Source organism: Vibrio sp. 10N.261.55.C5 (genome assembly GCF_041470505.1).
Lineage (GTDB): Bacteria > Pseudomonadota > Gammaproteobacteria > Enterobacterales > Vibrionaceae > Vibrio > Vibrio crassostreae_C.
This window is the reverse complement of record NZ_JBFRMS010000062.1, coordinates 1-25,647: the sequence shown is the minus strand read 5'-3', so window position 1 is coordinate 25,647 and position 25,647 is coordinate 1. Positions and strand designations below refer to the sequence as shown.

Annotated in this window: 20 protein-coding genes; 11 read left to right on the top strand and 9 right to left on the bottom strand. The window is 44.4% G+C overall.

Annotated features, from left to right (window positions below; translation table 11 throughout):
- Window positions 1–159: 159 nt before the first annotated feature.
- Entirely contained in the window at window positions 160–1,791 is a 1,632-nt protein-coding gene (locus AB4263_RS21090) for an NAD(P)/FAD-dependent oxidoreductase (RefSeq protein WP_372098845.1), read from the bottom strand.
- Window positions 1,792–2,044: 253 nt separating this feature from the next.
- Here AB4263_RS21090 and fdxA point away from each other — a divergent pair, with 253 nt between their 5' ends.
- Window positions 2,045–2,368, top strand: coding sequence for a ferredoxin FdxA (fdxA, locus tag AB4263_RS21085; protein WP_372098844.1), 324 nt, complete (start codon window positions 2,045–2,047; stop codon window positions 2,366–2,368).
- A 97-nt stretch (window positions 2,369–2,465) separates the two neighbouring features.
- Here the strand turns inward: fdxA and AB4263_RS21080 are convergent, their stop codons facing one another.
- The 3 genes from AB4263_RS21080 to AB4263_RS21070 all read right to left on the bottom strand — a co-directional run bounded on the left by AB4263_RS21080 (window position 2,466) and on the right by AB4263_RS21070 (window position 4,948).
- Complete coding sequence (locus AB4263_RS21080) at window positions 2,466–3,200, bottom strand: RNA methyltransferase (RefSeq protein ID WP_065584752.1); 735 nt, start codon at window positions 3,198–3,200, stop codon at window positions 2,466–2,468.
- A gap of 175 nt (window positions 3,201–3,375) precedes the next feature.
- A complete protein-coding gene (locus AB4263_RS21075) occupies window positions 3,376–4,428 on the bottom strand; it encodes an aldo/keto reductase (protein ID WP_032545660.1) in 1,053 nt (350 codons plus the stop codon).
- Between the two features lie 373 nt (window positions 4,429–4,801).
- Window positions 4,802–4,948: a hypothetical protein gene (locus AB4263_RS21070; protein ID WP_017059486.1), complete on the bottom strand. Its 147-nt coding sequence runs from the start codon at window positions 4,946–4,948 to the stop codon at window positions 4,802–4,804.
- A gap of 348 nt (window positions 4,949–5,296) precedes the next feature.
- Here AB4263_RS21070 and pepT point away from each other — a divergent pair, with 348 nt between their 5' ends.
- The 3 genes from pepT to AB4263_RS21055 all read left to right on the top strand — a co-directional run bounded on the left by pepT (window position 5,297) and on the right by AB4263_RS21055 (window position 8,036).
- Window positions 5,297–6,529 (top strand): peptidase T, encoded by a 1,233-nt coding sequence (gene pepT / locus AB4263_RS21065; RefSeq protein ID WP_372098843.1) that lies wholly within the window; start codon window positions 5,297–5,299, stop codon window positions 6,527–6,529.
- A gap of 76 nt (window positions 6,530–6,605) precedes the next feature.
- Window positions 6,606–7,073, top strand: coding sequence for a DM13 domain-containing protein (locus AB4263_RS21060; protein WP_372098842.1), 468 nt, complete (start codon window positions 6,606–6,608; stop codon window positions 7,071–7,073).
- A gap of 120 nt (window positions 7,074–7,193) precedes the next feature.
- On the top strand, window positions 7,194–8,036 hold the full coding sequence (locus AB4263_RS21055) for a mechanosensitive ion channel family protein (protein ID WP_017064358.1): 843 nt from the start codon (window positions 7,194–7,196) through the stop codon (window positions 8,034–8,036).
- A gap of 86 nt (window positions 8,037–8,122) precedes the next feature.
- Here the strand turns inward: AB4263_RS21055 and AB4263_RS21050 are convergent, their stop codons facing one another.
- Complete coding sequence (locus tag AB4263_RS21050) at window positions 8,123–8,566, bottom strand: dCMP deaminase family protein (protein ID WP_017059490.1); 444 nt, start codon at window positions 8,564–8,566, stop codon at window positions 8,123–8,125.
- 259 nt (window positions 8,567–8,825) lie between these two features.
- On the opposite strand from AB4263_RS21050, the gene AB4263_RS21045 reads away from it, so the two are divergent.
- The 3 genes from AB4263_RS21045 to AB4263_RS21035 all read left to right on the top strand — a co-directional run bounded on the left by AB4263_RS21045 (window position 8,826) and on the right by AB4263_RS21035 (window position 14,147).
- Window positions 8,826–9,962 carry an efflux RND transporter periplasmic adaptor subunit gene (locus AB4263_RS21045; RefSeq protein WP_372098841.1) on the top strand — a complete coding sequence of 379 codons (1,137 nt, stop codon included), beginning with the start codon at window positions 8,826–8,828 and terminating at the stop codon, window positions 9,960–9,962.
- A gap of 11 nt (window positions 9,963–9,973) precedes the next feature.
- Complete coding sequence (locus AB4263_RS21040; protein ID WP_372098840.1) at window positions 9,974–13,126, top strand: efflux RND transporter permease subunit; 3,153 nt, start codon at window positions 9,974–9,976, stop codon at window positions 13,124–13,126.
- Window positions 13,127–13,460: 334 nt separating this feature from the next.
- On the top strand, window positions 13,461–14,147 hold the full coding sequence (locus AB4263_RS21035; RefSeq protein WP_017059493.1) for a MaoC family dehydratase: 687 nt from the start codon (window positions 13,461–13,463) through the stop codon (window positions 14,145–14,147).
- Window positions 14,148–14,238: 91 nt separating this feature from the next.
- Here AB4263_RS21035 and AB4263_RS21030 read toward each other — a convergent pair whose 3' ends face one another.
- On the bottom strand, window positions 14,239–15,054 hold the full coding sequence (locus AB4263_RS21030; protein WP_017068410.1) for a phosphate ABC transporter substrate-binding protein: 816 nt from the start codon (window positions 15,052–15,054) through the stop codon (window positions 14,239–14,241).
- A gap of 264 nt (window positions 15,055–15,318) precedes the next feature.
- On the opposite strand from AB4263_RS21030, the gene AB4263_RS21025 reads away from it, so the two are divergent.
- Window positions 15,319–15,681 carry a DUF3024 domain-containing protein gene (locus tag AB4263_RS21025; protein ID WP_017059495.1) on the top strand — a complete coding sequence of 121 codons (363 nt, stop codon included), beginning with the start codon at window positions 15,319–15,321 and terminating at the stop codon, window positions 15,679–15,681.
- Between the two features lie 184 nt (window positions 15,682–15,865).
- On the opposite strand, the gene AB4263_RS21020 is transcribed toward AB4263_RS21025, so the two are convergent.
- Entirely contained in the window at window positions 15,866–16,696 is an 831-nt protein-coding gene (locus AB4263_RS21020) for an AraC family transcriptional regulator (protein ID WP_017059496.1), read from the bottom strand.
- Window positions 16,697–16,884: 188 nt separating this feature from the next.
- On the bottom strand, window positions 16,885–18,891 hold the full coding sequence (rnb, locus tag AB4263_RS21015; RefSeq protein ID WP_017059497.1) for an exoribonuclease II: 2,007 nt from the start codon (window positions 18,889–18,891) through the stop codon (window positions 16,885–16,887).
- A gap of 309 nt (window positions 18,892–19,200) precedes the next feature.
- Between rnb and AB4263_RS21010 the strand changes: the two genes are divergently transcribed.
- Together AB4263_RS21010 and AB4263_RS21005 are read left to right on the top strand one after the other, a co-directional pair.
- Window positions 19,201–21,270, top strand: coding sequence for a DEAD/DEAH box helicase (locus AB4263_RS21010; protein ID WP_081325397.1), 2,070 nt, complete (start codon window positions 19,201–19,203; stop codon window positions 21,268–21,270).
- 742 nt (window positions 21,271–22,012) lie between these two features.
- Window positions 22,013–23,206: an acetate/propionate family kinase gene (locus tag AB4263_RS21005; protein WP_017064366.1), complete on the top strand. Its 1,194-nt coding sequence runs from the start codon at window positions 22,013–22,015 to the stop codon at window positions 23,204–23,206.
- A gap of 267 nt (window positions 23,207–23,473) precedes the next feature.
- Here AB4263_RS21005 and AB4263_RS21000 read toward each other — a convergent pair whose 3' ends face one another.
- A complete protein-coding gene (locus AB4263_RS21000; protein WP_372098839.1) occupies window positions 23,474–24,439 on the bottom strand; it encodes a GlxA family transcriptional regulator in 966 nt (321 codons plus the stop codon).
- A 114-nt stretch (window positions 24,440–24,553) separates the two neighbouring features.
- On the opposite strand from AB4263_RS21000, the gene AB4263_RS20995 reads away from it, so the two are divergent.
- Complete coding sequence (locus AB4263_RS20995; RefSeq protein ID WP_017039291.1) at window positions 24,554–25,345, top strand: MBL fold metallo-hydrolase; 792 nt, start codon at window positions 24,554–24,556, stop codon at window positions 25,343–25,345.
- The last annotated feature ends 302 nt before the right edge of the window (window positions 25,346–25,647 follow it).

The window sequence follows — 25,647 nt, the reverse complement described above, 5'->3', positions numbered from 1 at the left end:
AGGTTTAACAATCTTATACAAGGATAAGATTAATGGCGGCATTCTACCATGTTGCTTGCTCACCGCTAGTCACATGCACATAAAAAAATCCAGTGTCGACAAGGCACTGGATTTTTAGTTTTGGTTGATCGCGATCTAGCTTTGCTTTATCGAAAGCGCTTAAGCGATCTCAATCTTCTCTGCTTGGTTCTGTTCTACCATTGATAGTGCTAGCGCTTCTGCAGCCTTAATACCATCAATACCAGCGGAAAGGATACCGCCTGCGTAGCCTGCACCTTCGCCAGCAGGGAAGAAGCCCTTAAGGTTGATGCTTTGGTAGTCTTTACCACGCTTGATACATACAGGAGAAGACGTACGAGTCTCAACACCGGTAAGTAGGCCGTCTGGCGTAGAGAAACCTTTGATCTTCTTCTCGAACGCTGGGATTGCTTCACGAATCGCTTCGATAGCAAAATCAGGCAGCGCTTTTGAAATATCAGTCAGGTGGATACCCGGCGTGAATGACGGTTGTACTTCACCGATTGCACTTGGATCGCGACCTTTCAAGAAGTCACCGATTTTTTGAGCTGGTGCATCGTAGTTTTCACCACCAAGAACATAAGCGCCGCTTTCTAGTTCACGTTGTAAACGGATACCAGCCAGTGCGTCACCTGGGTAATCACGTTCTGGGTCGATACCTACAACGATCGCGCTGTTTGCGTTACGTTCTGCACGAGAGTATTGGCTCATGCCGTTCGTTACTACGCGGCCTTCTTCAGACGTTGCAGCAACCACAGTACCACCTGGGCACATACAGAAGCTGTATACAGTGCGGCCATTCTTACAGTGGTGAACGAGTTTGTAGTCCGCAGCACCTAGGATTGGGTTGCCTGCGTTCTTACCGAAACGAGCTTCATCAATCATCGATTGCTTGTGTTCGATACGGAAACCAACAGAGAAAGGCTTCGCTTCCATGTAAACGCCACGATCGTACAGCATTTCAAACGTGTCACGAGCACTGTGGCCAACAGCCAATACCACGTGACGAGATTTGATCTCTTCACCGTTAGAAAGCGTTAGGCCAGTGATTTGACCATCTTCCATATGAACGTCGTCAACACGAGTGCTGAAACGGATTTCGCCACCAAGTTCAATGATAGAAGCGCGCATCTTTTCGATCATGGTAACCAGTTTAAAGGTACCGATGTGTGGCTTACTTACGTATAGAATTTCTTCTGGTGCACCCGCAGCAACGAACTCTTCAATTACTTTACGGCCGTAGTGCTTTGGATCTTTAACTTGGCTGTACAGCTTACCGTCAGAGAAAGTACCTGCGCCGCCTTCACCAAACTGTACGTTTGATTCTGTGTTCAGCGTACGCTTACGCCAGAAACCAAAGGTATCTTTCGTACGCTCACGAACTTCTTTACCACGCTCAACGATGATTGGGTTGAAACCCATTTGAGCAAGCACTAGGCCAGCGAATAGACCACATGGGCCAAAACCGATAACCACAGGGCGCTCAGTTTGGTTCTCAACCGCTTTAGCAACAAACTTGTACTCCATATCAGGAGTCACTTTTACGTGCGGGTCGCTAATGAATTGTTCTAACAACTCAGCTTCGTTTTCAACGAGAACGTCAAGCGTGTAGATAAGTAAGATCTTTGATTTCTTACGAGCATCGTAGCCACGTTTAAAGATATTAAAAGAGAGTACCTGATCAGAGTTAATACCAAGTTTCGCTTCAATAGCGTCTTGAATAGCAGACTCTTCATGGTCTAGTGGGAGTTTAATTTCGGTTAAACGTATCATTTCGATGTCTCGTTTTTATAGGTGTCTTAGCTAGATCGTTTCTTAATACAGAGTTTGATGGAAACGCTGATGTTCAAAGAAGCGATAAGCTCACAATGGCGCGCATTTTACGAGAAATTGATTTATCTGTCATACTAATTTGGAAACATGGAGCAAATAGACACGATATTAGAGCCGTATGATGTTGAATTTTGCTTTGGGATGAGTATTATCCCCATTCTTCAATTTTGACTAACTTATAGAGCAGAGCATCATGGCATTTGTCGTAGGCGATAATTGTATTCAATGTAAATACACAGACTGTGTGGCAGTGTGTCCCGCAGATGCGTTCCATGAAGGCCCAAACTTCATGGTAATTAACCCGATCGAATGTATCGATTGTGGTTTATGTGTACCTGAATGTGATGCTCAAGCGATCTTCCAAGAAGATGAACTGCCTGAAGATCAAAAGATTTTCATTGAAGTGAACGCAGAACTTGCTGAGATTTGGCCTGTGCAAACGGAAGTAAAACCACCAATGGATGACGCTGAAAAGTGGAATGGTGTCGCTGATAAGTTGGCAATGCTAGAAAAGTAATTGTTGAAAAGAACTTAGATAAAAAGGCGTACTGATTTAATCAATACGCCTTTTTTAATATTTGAACATTGTCGACTGGATCGTTAGCTTATGAGACCTAGCTGTGCTGACGACGCATGTTGTCGAGAATGATGCCAGTCGCCATTGCAACGTTCAAAGACTCTGCGCCACCGAATGCTGGAATCGTAATCTTATCTGTCACGTATTTAGCGGCGTGTTCACGAATACCGTGAGACTCGCTGCCCATCAGCAAAATGCCATTTGCAGTGAAGTCAGTCTTATGAACACTTTCGCCTTCCAAAAATGCACCGTAAACCGGTAGATTCGCTTGCTCTAAGTAAGCTGGTAAGTCAGTTTGACTTACGTGTACTCGGCCAAAGCTGCCCATAGTCGCGCTGATAGTTTTAGGGTTGTATGGGTCTGCGCAATCACTGCTCGCAACGATATGCTTGATGCCATACCAGTCTGCTACGCGAATAATCGTGCCTAGGTTGCCAGGGTCTGAAACGCCATCAAGTGCAATCATCAGTCCTGTCGCTTCTGGTAGTTCAAACGTTGGGATCTCAACAACTGCAATCGCGGCATTGTTACTCACCAAAGTACTTGCTTTGGTTAGATCATCCAGCGAGGCTTCAACACAATCAAACTCAATCAGTGAAGCATGATTTTCAGATAAGAAATCAGCGGTAGCAAAGACGTTCTTCACCACTAAGTCACTATTGAACAGCTCAAGAACGTTCTTTTCACCTTGAACTAGAAACAGGCCGTGGGCTTTACGTTGTTTCTTTTGGCCCAAAGCACGAAGGAGTTTTAATTGGTTTTTTGAAATCATGTTTTTATCCTAGATATAAGCCCGCGCATTATAGAGCAAAGGTTAGCGAACCAAAAGCGTGATGACTCAATGCGATCTACATAAAAAGCAAAAGCAACTCACTTAAAAAAGAAAAGCGCACTAAATAGCGCGCTCTTATGGGATTTACTCACCTAAGTTAAGTTGAACTGACAGCCTAATACGGAGCCGGGTAGCGTTTAAATACTGTGTTGATATCAGTCAGGATCTCTTCTGATAGCGGTTTACTAAAAGCGGCTACGTTCTCTTTTAATTGCTCCATGGTCGTTGCACCGATGATGGTGGACGTCACCCCATCAACTTGATTACACCATGCCAATGCCAGTTGGCTCGGAGTAAATCCATGAGCGTTTGCTACTTCAACATAGCCTTTAACCGCTTCGTTGGCAGATTCAGTGTCACGGAAAATGCCTTTACGTTGCATGTAAGTCCAACGGCTGCCTTCCGGTCTTGCGCCATCAATGTACTTTCCACTCAACATGCCTGCAGCTAAAGGTGACCATGGCAGGTAAGCGACATCTTCATGCACACAGTTCTCAATCAGATATGGCCAGTCTTTTGCGTGCAGCAAGCTAAATTCATTCTGAATCGAAACCATACGTGGCAAATCGTGTTTCTCGCTCAGCTTGAGGTATGTGTTAATGCCCCAAGTAGAATCATCTGAAAGCCCGACATGGCGAATTTTCCCCGCCTTAATGCAGCTTGCCAGTGCTTGTAGGATTTCCAACATCTCAGCTTCATGCTGCTTTCGGTCAATATCACTGAATCGAATGTGATTCGGGAAATGCTTACCAAAGTGAGGCGTTGTACGATTTGGCCAATGAAGTTGGTAAAGGTCGATATAGTCTGTTTGTAGGCGTTTTAATGATGCGTCAACGGCTGCGATCACCGCTTCACCCGTTATCGGGCCGCCATCTCGAACCCAAGGAAGCCCTGGCCCGGCAATTTTGCTCGCAATGATCAACTCTTGTCGACGCTGTGGGTTACGCGATAACCAGTTACCAATGATCGCTTCTGTTTTTCCGTAGGTATCTGGAGAAGGTGGAACCGCGTACATCTCTGCAGTATCGATAAAGTTAATACCTTGGCTTAATGCGTATTCGATCTGTTGGTCGGCTTGCTGCTGCGTATTTTGTAGCCCCCAAGTCATGCTGCCAAGACAGATACGGGAAACGGGAATTTGACTACTTCCTAGCTTTGAATATTCCATTGAATTCGGGGTTCCTGTGGTTAGGTTCTCTGGTACTCGCATTATAGTTTTGAAAAGAGGGCGAGTGAGGAATGAAAACGAATATGAATTATTAGCACAAAATGACACGACAAGGTATGGCATCGGGGAGTTTAGTGAGTCATTTCTCAGCGCTGCAAGCTAGTGTGTGCAATGCGTGAAAATACATTCGCGAGAAACTATGAGCCAATTGGTGATCGAGAAGTGAAGAACAACAAGCAATGAGCGAAGGTTTAATGTTCAGCTTGTTTGGGAGTGGGGGAGAGGAGAACAGATCAAAAATAAAAAAAAGCTCTACCGGATAGAGCGTAGAGCTTTTTTATAGGGGTCTTAATAGTGCTAGGTATTCATTGAGTTACGAGGTCGCGTTTGTGTCTAATCCACCCTGGATCTGCGCCTGTCTTAGAGCTTCCTGCCTTTGAACTTCTTTCTCAGTTAATACTGGTCGAAGCGTTTCCTCAGAGGCTTGAGGAGAGAAAATGAAATATTTATTAATCGTCATAACTGTGTCTCCGTGTAACGTATGACAGATTCTGCATCAAGGATAAATTGTGATCATCATCCACTTTGTACTTTTGTTAGGCTGAGAGCGGAGGGCGTAGAATGCGTACAAAGCGATCTCTTATCATCCGTATGCAATGTTGAACTGACGAAACCCTCTGTTTTCAAGTATAGGAAGCGCATCTAATTTCGCACAATAATGATTTAGAGCAATTACATACATGGTCAGGGGCGTAAGATGAAAACCCTCGCTACTGACTCTGTGCTCGTATTTATTTAACGATGTATCACTTATCGACATAATAATTAAGTCAGTAAATCAATTACTTAATCCATGGTGAGATGAATTATGGAAAAGCTTGTAGAACGTTTTCTGAATTACGTTACTTTTGATACCAAATCCGATCCTTCTAATCAGCAATGCCCAAGTTCACCGGGTCAAATTACCTTTGCTGAAGCCTTAAAGTTAGAATTGGTGGCATTAGACTTAGTTGATGTGTCTTTAGATGACAATGGATACTTGATGGCGAAACTGCCGTCGAATGTCGATTACGATGTGCCTGCGATTGGCTTTGTGGCGCACATGGATACCGCTCCTGACGCATCAGGCGCCAACGTGAAACCACAAGTGATTAAAGATTACCGAGGTGGAACGATTGAATTAGGGGAAAGTGGCGAGAGTTTGAACCCAAGCCAGTATCCAGATCTTGATTCTTTACATGGTCACGACCTGATTACGACTGACGGCACAACTCTGCTTGGTGCCGACAACAAAGCGGGCATCGCTGAAATCATCAGTGCAATTGCTTACCTGAAAGCGAATCCAGACATCAAACACGGCGACATCTGCATTGGTTTCACGCCGGATGAAGAGATTGGTCGCGGTGCGAACCTGTTTGACGTTGAAAAATTTGGCGCCGAGTGGGCGTACACCATCGATGGTGGCCCAGTAGGGGAGTTGGAATTTGAGAACTTCAATGCCACGAGCGCCGATGTTATCTGTCATGGCGTGAACGTTCACCCGGGCACCGCAAAAGATAAAATGGTGAACTCGATGAACATTGCAGCGCAATTCCAATTGATGATGCCTGCGCAAGAAACACCAGAGTGCACAGAAGGTTATGAAGGCTTCTACCACCTGAAATCGGCGGATATGGGTGTGGCTCGCTCTGAACTGGGATACATCATCCGTGATTTTGAACGTGAGGGTGTAGAAGCGCGTAAAGCATTCATGCAGCAGAAAGTCGATGAGCTGAATGAGCGCCTTGAGAAAGGCCGTGTTGAGCTGGTACTAACCGATAGCTACTTCAACATGAAAGAGATGGTTGAACCGCATCAACATATTATTGAATTGGCCAAGCAGGCGATGATTGAGTGCAATGTCGAGCCAATGGTTAAACCAATCCGGGGTGGTACAGACGGTGCTCGCTTATCTTTCATGGGGCTACCATGTCCGAATATCTTTACTGGCGGTTACAACTTCCACGGTATTCATGAGTTCATTACCATTCAAGGCATGGAGCAAGCGGTAAAAGTGATTGTCGAATTGTCTCAACGTACAGCAACGCATTACCAAAAATAGAACATCAGAGCGTTATATCTCTTTGTATTTTTGAGAGTATTCAATAATACTCTCTTTAAGCATAAGGGAGTACGCGATGAAAAAGTTAGTTTTACTTTGCACCCACTTAGCCGTGGGTGCTGTTGGTTTTGGGCTAGGTGTTTACGCATTGCCTATCTTGATTGAGCCTGATTCTCCTTCCTCAAGTTCTGTTGAAGCGATCAGTCAGCAGGCTATCTACACAGGTGAGTTTACCAAAGACCGAGAAGACAGTGATTTCTTGCATTGGGGAGAAGGCATCGTCTCTGTATCTGAAAGTGCGATTGCTTTTGAAGGTGAATTGGCGCCGGGACCTGATTACAAGGTTTATCTCTCGCCTAAGTTCATTGAAACCGAGCACGCTTTCAATGACAGCAAGAACGAGTTATTGAGAGTCGGAGATGTGAAAACATTCGACCGCTTTATGGTTGAGCTTCCCGAAGGTACTGATCTTAATCGATTTAATACGGTTGTGATTTGGTGTGAAACTTTTGGCCAATTTATTACTTCTGCCAAGATAAAATGATAGCCTTACCAATAGCTGATTTAGGCACGTAAAAAAGCGCTCTATTTTTGAGCGCTTTTTCATAGCGAAGTCTCCGCTAATCGTTGTAAAGCTCGTCGTTGTAATGCTAAGGAATAAGTAATGGAAAAAGTGTGGCAAGTAATTGATTTTCTACTCGCTCATAAGTTTATTTTTAGTGCGTTGATTATCACTATTATTTTAATCATTCGCCGAATCACCTTATCTCAAATAAGAGGTGATGTTGCTTTCCTTAGTGAAGACCAACGTAACTGGATGTCACGAACCAAAAACGGCACATTCGCGATTATTGTTGTGACGTTATTTGTGCTGTGGAAATCCGAAATCAGCGAGTTTGCGCTATCTGTCACGGCCATTGCTGTTGCGATAGTAGTGGCTTCAAAAGAAATCATTTTGTGTTTCACCGGTTCTATTCAGCGTGCGAGTTCTCGTTCATTTAGAATTGGCGACTGGATCGAAGTGGGTAAAATCAGCGGTGAAGTGATTGAGCACAATCTGATGGCGACCGTGATTCAAGAAATCGATTTGTATCATGGGCAATATCACTTCACTGGCAAGACAGCCACGCTGCCTAATAGCATGTTCTTCACTTATCCGGTTAAGAACCTCAACTTCATGAAGCGTTATGTTTATCATAACTTTTTTGTGACGGTGAAAGACTTTGTAAACCTATACCCTATGCTGTCGGGTCTTATTGTGAAAATTGAAGAGCATTGCGAAGAGTTTATCGATGTTGCTCGCCGTTACAACGGTGTGATCGAAAAGCACGCTGGTGTTGACCTTCCGGGTTCTGAGCCTCACATCCATATCACAAGCAGTTCGACAGGTGAGCAAGAAGTCCATTTTATGATTTTCTGTCCAACCGAGAAGGCGGTTCATCTAGAGCAAGAGATTCGTAAAGATTTCATGGAAGCATACGCTGAAGCATTTCCTGTCAGTGCTTAATCCTGCAGTCCGCTGAGCCCCAAACAAAAGAAAGCCGAGAGCGATAATATCGACTCTCGGATTTTTTGTTCTAACTATCTGTTCGTTTAATCTAGGTCAGCCAGTGGCAACCAATCGACTTTTACGCCTGCTTGTTCAAACATATCTTGGCTCACTTTGATTTTGTCTCCCCAGCGAGAAAGAAAGTCTTCACTTTGCTCTGGGCAGTGAACCGCAGAAATACCGGTTTGGATGATTTTCGCTGCGCAGTTTGGGCAAGGGAAGTGAGTCACCCAGATTTCACAGCTGTCCAAATCACGCTTGGCGAATAAGATCGCATTTTCTTCAGCGTGAAGTGTCTTGAGGTACTTCATCTCTCTGTCATCAGTATCCGCACTATCAGACACGCCATGTGGGTAGCCATTAAAACCAACAGAAACAATGCGGTTGTGCTTAGTGATTACGGCGCCGACTTGAGTTGAAGGATCTTTACTCCAAGAACCGACCAATTCCGCCATTTGATAGAAACGTTTAGCCCATTTTGAAATCATGAGAATTCCTTAACAATTAAATGTGAATGCTTATCTGTCTGACAATACATTATGTTAGACAATATCCATAGAGAACAAAAGCTGAGAGATTGATTTACTTAGGAATTGTAGCGTGTTTGTAATCACTTTATAAGCACTTGGTTTTAATTAACATATTGATACACTTTGGTCAGTTATAATTGATATTCCTCGGACATTTGAAGCAATTGTGTTACGTAACTTTTATGCTGTTCAATTTCTCATAAGTGACGGTATAACCATGCGTAAAAAGTTAATCCTTACGGCTCTTGCAAGCTCTCTTATTCTTGCTGGATGTGGGCAAGATGCTCAGAATGCCAAGCAAGCGCCTTTACCTCTCGTAGCTGTACAGGATGTTAGCGTCGTTTCTCACCAACAAAGTAAGTCGTACATCGGTCGTATTGAAGCCGTTGAAGACACGGCAATTACTGCACAAGTTTCTGGCTACCTGCAAAGCCGCCATTTCAAAGAAGGCCAAATGGTCGAGAAGGGGCAATTGCTTTACTCAATTGAGCCTTCATCATTTGAAGCAGAAGTAGCAAGCGCGAAAGCGGCTGTTGCTCAAGCGAATGCCAACCTTAAAAAAGCCGAACTTGATTTCAATCGTGGTAAGAACCTACTTCCTAAGGGCAGTATTTCTCAATCTGAATTTGATGCATTAACGGCAAACCTATTAGGTTCTCAAGCACAGTTAGAAGCAAGCCAAGCTCAGTTAAACGCCGCGAATGTCCAGCTTTCTCACACCAAAATTATCGCGCCTTTCTCTGGAAGAATCAGTGACACTAAAGTAAGTAAAGGTGACCTAGTTTCACCGTCTTCAGGTGTTCTGACAACTTTGGTTAGCCTAGACCCAATCCATGCATCGTTCAGCATCAGTGAGCGTGAGCGTATTGAGTTAGGTATGGACCGAATTGAAGGTGACGGCAGCAGCGATTCTGATCGTGTTGAAGTTCAGATCATGCTTGAGAACGGTGAAACGTTCGAACATCTAGGTCAGCTTGACTTCTTGGGCAACCGTATCAACCTTAATACTGGTACGATCGCGATGCGTGCGATTGCTGATAACCCGAATCAGCAACTACTTCCAGGCCAACACGTTCGCGTTGATCTACGTGAAAAACAACCTATTGATGTTGTGACTATTCCTCGTCGTGCAGTGCAAACCGACCTCGAAGGCGACTTCGTGATGGTATTAGTTGAAGGAGAAGCCGAACCCGTTGCTGAGCGCAGAAACATCGAAATGGGTCGTCAGGTTGAAGGTGGTGTGATTGTTCATTCCGGTCTGGAGAAGAATGACACAGTGATCACTCAAGGCTTACAGCGTGTTCGCAATGGTATGTCTGTTCGCATTCAAGCTTCTGCTGAACAAGCTGAGTAAGGGGCGTAGTTATGTTGAGTCGTTTCTTTATTCAAAGGCCTAAGTTTGCCCTTGTAATATCCATAATCTTAACGCTGGCGGGTGCGATTTCTCTCGCTATCTTGCCAGTGGCGGAATATCCAAAAATCAGCCCGCCTTCTGTAAGTGTTACCGCATTCTACACAGGTGCAAGTGCTGAAGTAGTAGAACAGGCGATAGCCGACCCCATAGAAACGTCGGTTAACGGCGTTGAAGATATGATCTACATGTCTTCTAAAAGCGCTAACGATGGTTCATACAACCTTAATGTGACCTTTGATGTTGGTACTGACCCAGATATGGCTCAGGTCAACGTTCAGAACCGAGTTGCTCAAATCGAATCGAAGCTTCCGCAAGAAGTTCGAATGGTGGGTGTCACCGTTAAAAAGCGTTCACCAGACCTTTTGATGGTATTGAACTTCTATTCGCCAAACGGTGAGTACGACGATCAATTCTTGATCAACTACCTTAACCTAAACATTAAAGACCAACTGGCTCGTGTGAAGGGCATCAGTGAAGTTAACGTGTTGGGTGGTGGTGAATACGCGATGCGTGTTTGGTTAGATCCTGAGAAAATGGCTAACCTCAATATCACCACTTCAGACGTGAATCGCGCGTTGGCAGAGCAGAACGTTCAAGTTGCTGCAGGCCGTATTGGTGCTGCACCTTATAACAACGCACAAGAAGTGCAGTTCAACTTGGTAACAAAAGGTCGATTAGAAACAGCTGATGAGTTTGAAAATGTTGTTCTTCGTGCAACTCAAGACGGTTCAACGGTTTACTTAAAAGACATTGCACGTGTTGAGCTTGGTAAAAAGTTCTACGACGGTAATGGTAAATACCGTGGTCAAGATGCGTCGATCGTAACGCTGTCACTTCAATCAGACGCTAACGCGCTGGAAAGTGGCAAAGCTGTGATGGCGATGCTGGAAAACTTAAGCAAGAACTTCCCAGAAGGCGTGGCGTATGAAGCAAGTTACGACACTACACTGTTTGTTGCTGAGTCGATCAAAGGGGTAGTAAAGACCTTAATCGAAGCCATCTTGCTGGTTATTGCGGTAACGTACCTGTTCTTGGGTAGTGCGCGTGCAACCTTGATTCCTGTAGTTGCGATTCCGGTATCTTTGATTGGTACGTTTGCCATCATGCAGATGACGGGTTTCACCATCAACACGGTAACCCTGTTTGGTTTGATACTAGCGATTGGTATCGTAGTAGATGATGCGATCTTGGTTATCGAGAACGTTGATACCACAATGGCTAAAGACCCAACCATTTCACCGCGTAAAGCCACGCTTATTGCGATGAAAGAAGTAACGGGGCCGATCATTACGTCGACCTTGGTTCTACTTGCGGTATTCATCCCTGTTGCAATGCTTCCTGGTATTACTGGCATCATGTATCGTCAGTTTGCTCTAACTATCTGTATCGCTGTTGTTATCTCTTCTATTAATGCTCTAACACTGTCACCTGCATTGTGTTCATTAGTTCTTAAGCAGGGCGGTGGTAATACGGCTCGTTGGTACCAAGCGTTTAACCGTGGTCTTGAATCAGTAACCAACAAATACGGTCAAATTGCAGGCTTCCTTGTGAAAAAGGGTGTTCTGCTGTTTACCTTCTTCGTTGTGGCGCTAGCAGCGGTAACTTACTTCGCGAAAACCACGTCTACGGCGTTCGTACCTCAAGAAGATAAGGGTATTTTACTGGTTAACGTTCAACTTCCTGACGCGGCATCCTTGTCTCGAACCGAAGAAGTGACTAAGCAGCTGCTTGAAATGGTTGAACAAGAGCCGGGTGTTGATGGCGTAACACTGGTTAACGGCTACGCATTTATGACGGGCGCTTCTGCGTCGAATGGTGCGTCGATGTTCATCAAGCTCCACGATTGGGACATGCGTAATGCACTGGATGGTCAACACTCTGCTCAGGCTATCTCACAGCGTATTAATGGTCGTGCTGCGACTGAACTTCCTCAAGCTGTCGTGTTTGCGATGGGGCCTCCTGCAGTTCCGGGCATGGGGGCCGCGTCTGGTTTCGAGTTTGTACTTGAAGATACGCTAGGCCGAAGCCGTACTGATCTTGCTATGGTGATGAATGACGTGATAGCTGAGGCGAGCAAACAGCCTGAGATTTCACACACATTCAGTACTTTCCGTGCGAACGTACCTCACTACTATGTCGATATTGACCGTGAGAAAGCGCAGCAATTAGGTATTCCGTTGTCGGAAATTTTCCAAACACTACAAGGTAACCTTGGTTCGTTGTACGTGAACGACTTCACCATGTTTGGTAAGAACTTCCGCGTAACCATGCAAGCTGACAGTGAACACCGTAGCAGCATGGACGACCTACAACGATTCCACGTTCGTTCGTCTAATGGCGAGATGATCCCGTTAAGCACATTGGTGACTTACGATCAGATCTTCGAACCAGATGTAGCATGGCGTTACAACATGTACCGCAGTGCCGTGATTCAAGGTCAACCTGCAGAAGGTTACTCAAGTGGTGATGCGATTGCGGCAATGGAACGCGTAGCTGCAGAAGTATTGCCTCAGGGGTATCAGTACGAATGGACAGGCATGGCTTACCAAGAAGTACTAGCAGGTAACCAAGCGATCTTTGCTTTCGCACTGGCTCTGATCTTCATCTACCTGTTTATGGTGGCTCAATACGAGAGTTGGACAATTCCGATTGCGATTATCCTCGTGGTACCTGTCGCAACCTTAGGCTCCTTCTTGGCATTGAATCTAACGGGCACTCCGCTGAACCTTTATGCACAAATAGGTTTGGTTCTCTTGATAGCCTTGGCCGCGAAGAACGCAATCTTGATTGTGGAATTCGCAAAGGTAGAGCGTGAAGAGAAAGACGCACCGATTGAAGATGCGGCGGTGAAGGGCGGTACTTTACGTTTCCGTGCTGTGAACATGACGTCTTGGTCGTTCATCTTAGGTATCTTCCCGCTTATCTTTGCTGCGGGCGCAGGTCACGTGAGTCAGAACTCTTTGGGTATTTCACTGATCGGCGGCCTGTTATGTGTATTACTGGCGGGTACGTTCCTAATCCCTGGCTTCTACGCATTCGTGCAACGTAAGCGTGAGAAAGCACACGGTGGTAATACCAAGCTGGTTCCGCTTGATGACGAATAGGGGATTGAGTGTCTTGTAAGATTCGTCTCTTACAAGACCAACCCTCGGAAAACTAATTCCTTGTAAAAACTAAGGTTTAGCATTGCGCCAAGCCTTTTTTTATTCCACTTATGAATAAAAACTCCTTTTATATAAACAAATGTTTGTCATGTGATAGAGCTAACACTCTAATTTGGGTTTTGTAATAAAATGATGTTTTATTGGTAAGTATATGTTTAATATGATTTTAACAAGGTTCAGCTAACGGTTGTATGCTCGAAAACATTTGCACAATAGTGTGAAGTGTTTCAAAATTACGAAGTTATATTGAAATTTTTTGTGCATTGAGGTTCTTATGAAAGTCATTGATTTATTTAAACACCGAGGCGATAGCATGTCTTCGCAACACTCAGAGTTTATGCAATGGATGTCTCCAGCTCTTAGAGATTACTGGGGCGACTTTCTTAATCGTACGCAAAATAGCCATTTCTTTGCGTGGGTTCGTGATCACCACAAACCTGCTGTCAATGAAGATGCACCAGAGATGCCGGTGGAACAGCCGATCGTACTTAAGCCAGAAGCACAACTTGTGTTTGATGAGCTTAATCAACAGATCGGTGAAGTCATCCATACTGGCGACTGGATCAATGTAAGTCAAGACCGTATAAACCAGTTCGGCCTTGTTACTGAAGATATGCAGTGGATTCACACTGAGCCTGAAAAAGCGGAAACAGACTCTCCGTTCAAAACAACCATCGCACATGGTTTTTTAACTTTATCTCTGCTTCCTCGATTGACTGACAGTGTTGACCCTGACAAGTCTCAATTCCCAACAGCGAAGATGGTCGTAAACATTGGTCTTAACCAAGTACGTTTCCCATACCCTGTTAAATCGGGCAGTAATGTTCGTGCTAAAAGTACGCTAACAAAAGTAACGCCAATTAAGAAAGGCCTAGAGATTGAACGCGAAATTCGCGTCGAAATCGAAGGTATTCGTCGTCCTGGCGCTGTGATCGTTTCAGTGATTCAACTTCACTTCTAAGTGGTTTGTAAAGAAGCGATTTATAAAGATTCAAAAAAAGAGAGAGCATAATGCTCTCTCTTTTTGTTTACATTAGATAAAACTATCCCACTTATTTAATGCGAGTGTAGCCGTACTCTTCGATAAGTTCTTGCCCTTGCTTTGACTTCACGAACTTGATGAAGTCTTTGCTCTCGTCAGAAACTGAGTCTGTCTTGTGCAGCAACAAGAATGGGCGAGCCAATTCATAGCTGTGGTTAGCAATGTTCTTAGATGTTGGCTCTACGCCTTCAAATGTAATTGCTTTAATCGAACGGTCGATTGAACCAACAGAGATAAAACCAATCGCGTGTGGGTTATGGTTAACAATCGTTTTAACCATGCTGTTGCTGTTTACAACCAAGTTATTTGGGTTGATGTCAGACACTAGACGGTCATTAATGATCTTCGTTAAACCAAGCAAGCTTTCGAAGCTATAGCGTGAGCCAGAAGACGCTTCGCGAGTGACAACTGCGATAGGCTGATCTGCGCCACCCACAGCTTTCCAGTTCGTGATTTTGCCTTTGTAGATATCGAACAGCTGCTCACGTGTAACGTTGCTTACAGCGTTTGAGCGGTTAGTTACTACAGCTAGGCCGTCAAAGGCAATTGGAAATACCTTCAACTTCTCGTCTTGTTCGCGGTCGGTTAAATAACGCGAGCTCATACCGATGTCAGAGACACCTTTATTAACCATGGTAATACCTGCTGTAGAACCAATGCCCTGAACCGCAATATAGTTATCAGGGTGAGTCTTGTTGTACTCCTCAGCTAACACATCCATCACTCGTGATACTGAAGTGGAGCCCGAAATAGTGGTTTCTTGTGCTAAAGCAGCATGAGAAGACAGGGCTAAGGATAAAAGAGAGGCAAGCGCGACTCGTAACATAAACAACTCCTAGTTAATAACATTTGTCGCATATGATAGGTCGGTTATATGACACTTTTGTGAAATTCCATACTCTCGATGTATAGCTGTTCGCTTGATGAGTCGTTGCTTTCTGGGTTTCCGAAAGCAAGATTCGTTTCTGGGAGCAGGGCAGGTATTTTGATTACGCTTGTTCGCTAAAATGTTTGTTGAGTCCTAAGCTAAGTAGAGGAATTCACTACTTAGAAGTTTCTATGAAGTTTCTATGAAATTACAAGGGGTGTTATGTCCGTTATTCATATCGAGCTGAATCGTCTTTTAATTGGGGCCGAGAGGCTCTGTACATCTCGAAATCGAAGTTTACCTGTCGAGCTAGGCAAATCCCTATATGAAGAGTGTGAGGGTGGTGTGCTGTTTTCTCAGGCGCATTATCTACTCGACTCATCTCACAGTGATTATACAAACGAGATCGTCTGCGTGACTTTTGATGAGTCGCTGTCTTGTTGGTTAGTGATGGTGCCGCTTGAAGGGGATGTCGAAACCGACTCTGTGAATTGGGGGCCGTATCCGTACCTTCCTAAATCGAAGGATCTTGATGCTATTTTGGCGGAAATAGAAAAAGACCCTAAATCGTACTTCTGGTCATAGTCACTCTGTTTTCACGTTTGCTGGTGGCCTGCTCGCAAAGCTGAATCAATGAGTATCAAAACTCAACCACTGAATCCCAAAGCCAAATCATCTCATCCCACACCCAAGTGGCTTAATATTGAAGCCACTTGGTTTACACCAGTTCCCAACTAAGACGTCCACATCAATCTATCGCTTTGTTTCTTTAAACTTGCGGCTTTACGCTCTGCAGTTGTGCTTGTGCCACTAGCGATCGGAAGTCTTTTGGTGTTTTTCCGTGATACGTTTTAAAGGCCGTGCTGAAGTGAGCGGCACTTTTAAAGCCTGACTCATACGCGATTTGAGTGATCGACTTATCCGATGCTCTTAGCTGAGTGGCTGCATGAGCAATACGTTTTATCTTTAATAAGTTTGAGAACGACAGATCTTCAGCCGATAAGCGACGTTTAAGCGTAGCCGGTGACATTCCCATGTAACTGGCGAGCGTATCCAAAGAGATATTGTTTTCAATGTTTTGCTCGATGTAATGAATGACTCTTTGGGTCACGGTTAACCTTGAAGCTCGAGCAATAATAGCCAATAGAGCTGGGTACTGTTCCACCATCAAAGACAGCAAACTTAAGCCTAATTGAGTGAGTGCGTAGTCATTCTGAGAAGAAGAGTTGGCCAGTGACATGATGAGATCTTTCAACTGACAGAGCTCAGTATCCGTTTGATTGAACTTAATGTACTTGTCTGGGATTCGAGCGGACTCTAAATCGCTGAACTGATTAATGAACTTTTGAAAGATAGCCAAATCAAAATCTAAGCAGGTTGCGCTGAATTCGCCATTTTCAGTGTTAACCGTGATGTCTTTAATCTGACCAGAATTGTAAAGGGTGAAATCTCCCGCTTGCAACGAGGCTTGAGTACCATTGGGCAACACAAAAGAAATGCTGCCTTTCGACACTATAAAGATACCGTTTTTAGAGGCAGGATAACGTTCTCGTCTCCTGGGAATGAAGTTTCTGAACTGAGTAACTGTGATTGATGACATAGTGAGCTTCTTTGACGTTGTAAATTGATTGCTTATTGATTGTTTTTTTTAAGTATTGTTTAAGCATGAGACATTTACAAAAAAGGCGCTAATAATTAGCGCCTTTAGAAGTGAACCTTTGAAGCTTTTGACCTTGATAGCTTTGACCTTGAAAGCCGTAACCTTGAAAGCTGTAGCTGTTAAAGCCTTTAAGCTTCGGTTTCGTTTGTCGTTTCAGGCTCGCTAGGCAAGTCCGCAAATACTTGAGTAGGTTTTGCTACTAAGTTACGGTTTTCCTGATTAACTTCAGAGAGAACTACTTCTAAAACGTCTCCCAGTTTGTATACCATTTCTTTATCGATAGATACAGTACCCATATCACCGTTGCACTCTATTCTTTCTTTATTGTTAAGAATGAGAGATCCAGGGATAAATGCAGCAGCACCATTTTCAAGTAAACGTACACGCATACCTGCACGGTTAATATCGAAAATCTCAGCTTGGAAACGAGTTTCTTCTGCTGGAGCATTGGCTAGAGTGCGAGCATACAACCAATCGCCAACATTACGCTCAGCCATGCCGTGGTGACGGCGGTGCAGGGCAAGTTCATCACCGATAGTTTCATCTGGTGTTTGAATTGGCGCTTTACCTAAGATGTGTGCTTTAAGCATACGGTGGTTAATCATGTCGCCATATTTACGAATTGGAGAAGTCCAAGTTGCGTAAATATCTAATCCCATCGCGTAGTGCGGTGCAGGCTCATTGCTGATCTCGCTATACGCTTGGAATTTACGAATACGGTTGTCGTAGTAGCTGTTATCTAAAGAACCTAACCAACGACGTAGAGTAGCAAAACCTTCTAGAGAAATGATTTGCTCTTCAGTGAACGGCGTTTCCGCTTGCGGGTTTACCAGTTCAAGAACGTCGGAGATTTTCTCAGCCTTGAAACCAGAATGGCAGTTAAACACACCTTGGTTGAAGCTCTCTTTTAGTACTCGGCCCGCACAGATGTTCGCGCTGATCATTGATTCTTCAACCAGCTTGTTTGCGCTACGACGCATGTCAGCGTGGATAGCGACAACATCGTTATCTTCGCTCAGTTCAAAGCGGTAGTCAGGGCGATCTGGGAACACAACAGCGTTTGCTGAGCGCCATGCTGAACGTGCTTGAGCAAATTGGTGAAGATCAGAAACAATTGCAGCAATCTCTTCTGATGGTTGCCATTTCTCTGATGCACCTGTTTCTAGCCAGTCTGATACGTTGTCGTAAGCAAGACGAGCATGAGATTTGATGTTTGCAGCGAAGAAGTTAATGTCATCACCGATAACGCCATCTTTAGATACCGTTACTGTGCAGCAAAGTGCAGGACGAACTTCGTTCTCGATCAGTGAACATAGGTTGTCAGCAAGATCACGAGGCAACATTGGGATGTTGCGACCAGGAAGGTAGATAGTGAAACCGCGCTCGCGTGCCACTTTATCCATCGCATCATCTGGAGAGATGTAAGCCGTTGGATCAGCAATTGCGATAGTCAGTTCAAAATCACCGTTCTCTTTCTTCTTCGCGTAAAGCGCGTCATCCATATCTTTTGTGCTTTCGCCATCGATAGTCACAAAAGGGACGTGCGTCATGTCTACACGTTCAAGATCGGCGTCATCGTTGATTAGCCAGTTGTCGATGCCTTCAGGCTCGCTGTTTGGTAGATCGTTTTGTGCCAGCGTTACCCACCAAGGTGCAATCTTGTCGTCAGCGTCTGTGATTTTCTCAGAGATCTGAGCCAAGAAACCATTGTCACCTTTTAATGGGTGTTGAACGATATGAGCAACAACCCAGTCACCTTCTTTAAGCGTTTCAGGGTTTAGACCCTTCATTGCTTTCGCTTTAAGTTGCAGTTTTTTGAGCTGCGGGTGATCAGGAACAACGTTCAATCGGCCTTTGAAAAGCTTAACTCGTGCAATAAAGCGAGTAAGACCTTGTTCAACCAATTCCTCAGGCTCTGCTACTTCGCGCTCTTTCTCTGTGCGAATGATGGCAATCACCTTGTCACCGTGCACACATTTCTTCATGTACGGAGGCGGGATAAAGAAGCTTGTTTTGCTATCAACTTCGAGAAAACCAAAACCTTTTTCAGTGGCTTTGATGGTACCTTCCTTTTTAGGGAGGGTTTCTTGGATTTGCTGCTTGAGCTGAGCGAGTAGAGGATTATCTTGAAACATTTTGACTTTTATCTATCGATGACAATTGAGCACACTATAATCATTGCGAGGCTTGATTACTACTTAAAGGCGAAGTGAGCGTTAATTAATTGCCCTCTTATTTAACTAGGTCAATTTGCTAGGAGATGGGTGCTGTGACGAGATATTCATCAAGTTTTGACGATATGATAACCAGTATTGATGTAAAAGCGAAAAATATGTGATGTATTTCAATTTTTTCTGGATTTTTTTATGCATTTAGGGAATAATCCGCCTCCCTTAGACGTCCCTAATGGCTTGAAGTGTTTTATTACTGCTTCGTAACTCTGAATGGAATCAGTATCTGATTGGATCAGTATTGGAATTGATAGAGCTCCCGGGACCTTTTGTTTACTTATATATAGTGGGATCCCAATGTCCGAATCTGTAATTCAATTTAATGAATTAGCCCTAAACGATAACATTCTTTCAGCTCTTGATAGCATGGGTTTCGTTTCTCCGACTCCAATCCAAGCAGCAGCTATTCCTCTTCTTCTTGAAGGCCGTGACGCACTAGGTAAAGCACAGACTGGTACTGGTAAAACAGCAGCATTCTCTCTGCCTTTACTTAACAAAATCAACCTGAACCAACACAAACCACAAGCAATCATCATGGCTCCTACTCGTGAGCTAGCGATTCAAGTTGCTGCGGAAATCAAAAACCTTGGCCGTGATATCAAAGGTCTTAAAGTTATTGAAATCTACGGTGGTGCTTCAATTGTTGACCAAATGCGTGCTCTAAGCCGCGGTGCTCACATTGTTGTTGGTACTCCAGGTCGTGTTAAAGACTTACTAACTCGTGACCGTCTACACCTAGATGAAGCACACACATTTGTTCTTGATGAAGCAGATGAAATGCTGAAAATGGGCTTCGTAGATGACGTTACTTGGATCCTAGAGCAAGCTCCAGAATCTGCACAACGTGTACTTTTCTCTGCAACTATGCCTCCAATGGTTAAGACTATTGTTGACCGTTACCTACGTAACCCGGCTAGAGTTGACGTTGCTGGTACTAACCACACAGTTGATAAAGTAGCGCAGAACTTCTGGGTTGTTAAAGGCGTAGAAAAAGACGAAGCAATGTCTCGTCTTCTAGAAACCGAAGAAACTGACGCGTCAATCGTATTCGTACGTACTCGTCAAGACACTGAGCGTCTAGCTGATTGGCTATCTGCACGTGGCTTCAAAGCTGCTGCACTGCACGGTGATATTCCTCAGTCTCTACGTGAGCGTACTGTTGATCACATCAAACAAGGTGTTATCGACATCCTAGTTGCAACTGACGTTGTAGCTCGTGGTCTTGATGTTCCACGTATCACTCACGTATTCAACTACGACATCCCATTCGATGTTGAATCTTACATCCACCGTATTGGTCGTACTGGCCGTGCTGGACGTAAAGGTAAAGCGATCCTACTAGTTCGCACTAACCAAATTCGCATGCTTCGCACAATCGAGCGCGTAACTAAGTCTCAAATGGAAGAAATTCAACTTCCTCTACGTGACCAAGTTGCTGCTGCACGTGTTGCTAAGCTTGGCGCTGAACTTGAAACTGAGAAAGAAAGCAAAGCACTAGAAAACTTTGCAGGTCTTATCTCTACTCTTCAAGAGTCTCTAGAAGTTGATGCTGCTACTCTAGCTGCAATGCTTCTTAAGCGTCAGCAAGGTAAGAGCCCACTATTCTACGTTGGCGAAGACCCAATGATCGCTGCTATTGAGCGTGATAAGAACCGTCGCAAAGAGCGTCGTGAAGATCGTGACAACGGCCGTGACGGTGGTGGTCGCAACTTCAATACTCAAGATTGGGATACTTACCAACTACAAGTTGGCCGTGAGCAAGGCGTTCAGGTTAAAGACATCGTTGGCGCACTAGCAAACGAACTTGGCCTAACTAAAGGTTCTATCGGTGCTATCAAGCTAGACCAAGGTTCTACTTACGTTCAACTGCCAAAAGCAATGAACTCTGAAACTGCTGGTAAGCTAAGCAAACTTCGCATTCGTCAAAAAGAAGCTGGCGCTGTAGTTGTTGATTTCAATGACTTCCGTGAGCCTCGTCGTGGCGGCGGCGGTCGTGATGGCAACCGTGGTGGCAACCGTGGCGGTCGTGATGGTGGCGGCTACCGTGGTAACCGTGAAGGCGGCAACCGCGAAGGTGGTAACCGTGAAGGCGGTCGTGGTGGATACCGTGGCAACCGTGATGGTGCTCGCGATGGTAACTCTGCTGGCGGACGTGATGGCGAACGTCGTTTCGACCGTAACCGTGGTGGCGATCACCGTGGTAACTTCCGTGGCGAACGTGGCCATGGTAACGGCAATGGCGGTGGTAACCGTGGTCGTCGTCCAGAGCGCAACGAAGGTTAATCAACCTGTCGCTTAGACGCTTTAGGGCTAGACACTGAATTTAAAAGCCGAGCGTAATGCTCGGCTTTTTTGTGCCTGCTATTTGAACTTAAGCTTTGGTTGGCTCGATATTCGTAGCTAACTTACTTTAATCAAGCTTCGTTCCTGTAACTATGCTTCGTCCATGAAACTAAGCATCGCGCCTAGAACGAATGTTAGTGCCAAAACTTAGCTGTATCGCGTTCTAAGTCTATACCAAAAGAACGTGCTACAAGATGCTGAAACAAAGAGTGAAGGCTATCTAAGCGTCGTTACAGTGCATCTATTCGTAGAGTTGTGCTCGAAGGCAATCAAAATAAGATCAGATCACTATTCTCAACTTCAGTGAGCTTTTTGATGCAAACACTGAGCAATTGAGAAATCGAGCAAAAAGTTATCGGTAATGATAAGCAGACGAAAGGGAAGGGTGGTTGTTTTTCAAGCGGATCACCTGCATTTGTTCGAGTCGCTTTAATTAACTGAATCAAGTTAAAAATAACGTGAGCACTCGTTTGCGTCACCTGTTCATTAATTTTCTTATTCAACTATTTTTTAATTCCGCTCTCGAAATAAATAATTTAATGACCAAGATCAACTTAATTGTGTTCATTTAGTGATTTTTTCAAAACAAAAGTTGAAAGATTCAAAAATTATTGAATAATGGACTTAACTAAATTGAAGTAAACACTTCATCCAATTCGTACTGAAACAGGATCCATATCCAATGTCTAATTCGTTTGTTCTGGTTATTAACTCGGGTAGTTCATCCCTAAAATTTGCTGTAATCGATTCTGTTTCTGGTGAAGCAGTATTAAGTGGCCTAGGGGAGTGTTTTGGTCTTGAAGATGCTCGTATGAGCTGGAAATTCCAAGGCGAGAAAACTGAAATTGCCATTCAAGGTGAAGATAACCACCACAAAATTGCCATTGGCAAATTGGTTGGCCTGATGGAAGACCTAGGCTTCACGGCTGATATCGTGGCTATCGGTCACCGTATCGTTCACGGCGGTGAGAAGTTCACTCAAACGGTTCGCATTACTGAAGAAGTAACGAACGAAATTGAAAGCCTATCTGACCTAGCTCCACTTCATAACCCAGCAGGTGCTATCGGTATCCGTGCTGCAATTGAAGCTTTCCCTTCTCTACCTCAGTTCGCTGTATTTGATACTGCTTTCCACCAAACAATGCCTCAACGTGCATTCACTGGTGCAATCGCAAAAGAGCTATACACAGACTTCGGCGTACGTCGCTACGGTTTCCACGGCACTAGCCACTACTTCGTTAGCCGTGAAGCTGCGAAGATGGTTAACAAGCCAATCGAAAAATCGAGCTTCATCTCTGTTCACCTAGGTAACGGCGCATCTGTATGTGCTATTAAAGATGGTAACAGTGTTGATACTTCTATGGGCTTCACACCACTTTCAGGCCTAATGATGGGCACACGTTGTGGTGACCTAGACCCAGGCATCATCGAATACCTACTTAAGAAAGGCTGGTCACAAGAGCAAGTATTTAACTCTCTAAACAAGGAGTCTGGCTTCCTTGGCGTGTCTGGTCTTACGAGCGATGCTCGTGGCATCTTAGAAGCAATGGAAGAGGGCCACGAAGGCGCTAAGCTTGCGTTTGAGGTGTTTACTTACCGCGTAGCGAAATACGTTGCTTCTTACCTAGCAACGCTAGATTCTTTAGACGGTATCATCTTCACTGGTGGTATCGGTGAGAACTCTCTACCAATTCGTCGTGAGATCTTAAACAACCTTAAGATTCTAGGTTTCGTTGAAGATGTAGCAGGTAACGAATCTGCTCGCTTTGGTGCTGAAGGGATCATCGCTAAGTCTGAAATGTTAGACGCAGTAGCAATGGTTATCCCAACCAACGAAGAATTCGTGATCGCCCAGCAGTCGGTTGAACTGCTGTAATTTTTTCAAAAACAGATAGTTAAAAGCGAGCTTAGTGCTCGCTTTTTTGATCTTATATGTTGGATAGACCATCGCTAAGTGGCCTTATAGCGAGATAGTCAAAACTCATTCTATTGATTTCGGCAAATCATTTTGTAGCTTCAAACTAGTGATGTTAGGGCTGGCTTGTGATGCCCCAAAAACGCCTAGAATTGAACTTGCAAGGTTTCAGATACAAAAAGTAATAGATGCGACGATCTAGCCCCATCGCCCTCAATGAAATTAAGACTATTGCTTGAATGTAGTGCGCCACTGAATCGGCGATACATGAAAAGCCGATTTAAAGTGCTTTCTGAATACACTGTCAGAGCCAAAACCCACTTGCTCTGCAACTTGAGGTATCGATAGTTTCGTGGTTTCTAATAGACGTTGGCTAAGCACCAAACGTCGGTTTTGCAGCCATTCACCAAATGTACAGCCATAGGTGGATTTAAACTGGCGTGTGAAGGTACGTTTACTCATCGCACAGCGCTCAGCGACTGCATCTAGTGAGTGAGGCAGATGGACGTTTTGTTCGACATGCTCAATCACAAGGCTGATGCTTGTTTCTGCGAGTGGCTTTACGCTAATCGGTGCAGGTATGTACTGTTGCTGTCCACCAGTACGAGATGGCGCAGTCACCATCTTACGTGCGAGATCATTCGCAAGCTCACTACCACACAAACGGCGCACTATATGTAGACAACAATCGAGTGAAGCAGCTACTCCAGCAGAGGTAATGATAGTCTCATGTTCAACAAATAGAGGGTTTGGGTCAAAATCCACCTTAGGAAATTGCTGCTGAAATTGTTCGGAAAACGCCCAATGGCTTGTGGCACGTTTTCCATCGAGAACGCCAGCACATGCAAGTACATAAGACCCGAGGCAGAGTCCTACTAGTAGCTTACCTTTCCCATGATGCTCTATTAGCGCCTCTATAAGTCGCTCACTTGGCTCTGGCAGGTCATTTGGCCAGCTTGGAACAATCACAATATCCGCCTCTTTAATAGCGCTCAAATCTCTATCGATCACCACACCAAATCCTGAGCTTGTTTCCAATGGCGAGCTTTTTTCGCTACAGATTTTCAAGTCAAACCGAGGCGGCTGATCGAAAAAGATATCTTGAAACACCATACAGGGTACAGAGAGATGAAAAGCACTGATCCCTTCAAAGGCAATCAAAGTGATTTTGACTAACTCGGTTGATTTCTCCATATTTGTCTCGATTTGCGCGAATATTGACTTTCGAGACAGTATGGCAAGATTACCGAAAATAGCATACTAAATCACATAGAGAATATGACTCATGAGTGAATTTAGAGAGGTATTATGAAGATCCATCACCTACGTAGCGCAACTTTTATCATTGAATCTGGCGAAAAATTTATCCTTATTGATCCTATGTTGGGGAAAAAAGGCTCTATGCCTCCGTTTTCAGTCATTAAGGCTAAGGCCGCGAAAAATCCAACGGTTGAGATGCCAAGTAATGCCGATGAGCTACTAAACAAGGTTACTCATACCTTAATTACTCACAGTCAAACACTTGGTATCAAGGCATTACAACATGGAGATCACCTAGATCCGGCAGGTGAGACGTTTTTAACAAGTCGTAATATCCCAGTTGCGACACCAGCCAAAGATAAGGCTTACCTAGAAAAATACGACTTAACGGTAAATTGGGGAATTGAAGACTGGCAAACTATCGACTTTTTAGGCGGAAAACTAACTGCGGTTCCTGCTTTACACGGTCATGGTTGGATTCATAAGCTAATGGCAAATGGCGTCGGATTTTTCTTAGAGCTTCCCAATGAACCCTCTATCTATATTAGCGGAGATACGGTTCTAACCGATGATGTAAGACGAGCTTTGAATGAGTTAAAACCCGATATCACAGTGGTGGCAGCAGGCCGTGCTCGTATGGATGTTGGTCAACCGTTATTGATGTCTATTGATGAGGTCATGGAGTTTATTCGCCTTTCCCCTAATAAGGTGGTTGCGAACCATATGGAGGCACTCAATCACTGTGCAGTGACTCGACCAATTCTTAAAGAAGCAATTGATAAAAACGGTTTGTCAGATAAAGTCCTTATTCCTGCTGATGGTGAGACCTTGGAGTTTTAGATACCTGAATTAATCCGGTGACTCCCGATTTAAGTAAATAGTCTAAATGATTTCTGTCCGTGCGACCTGAGGTCGTATGAAGCGTTGTTCACCGCTTAACGAGTGAACCATCTGTATCACCAGATGAACCTACGAGCCTGAATAAAGCAGCGGCTCGGACAATGTAACGAAACTTGGCCGTTGGGCTGAGTGGGAAAAGAATCGTGAGAGGACGTTCCTCCTGAAAACCACAATTCGGGTAAGTGCTAGGTAGTCAGTATGATGAACGTATGTGAATCCATTCAAGGTGCGTTATATGATGA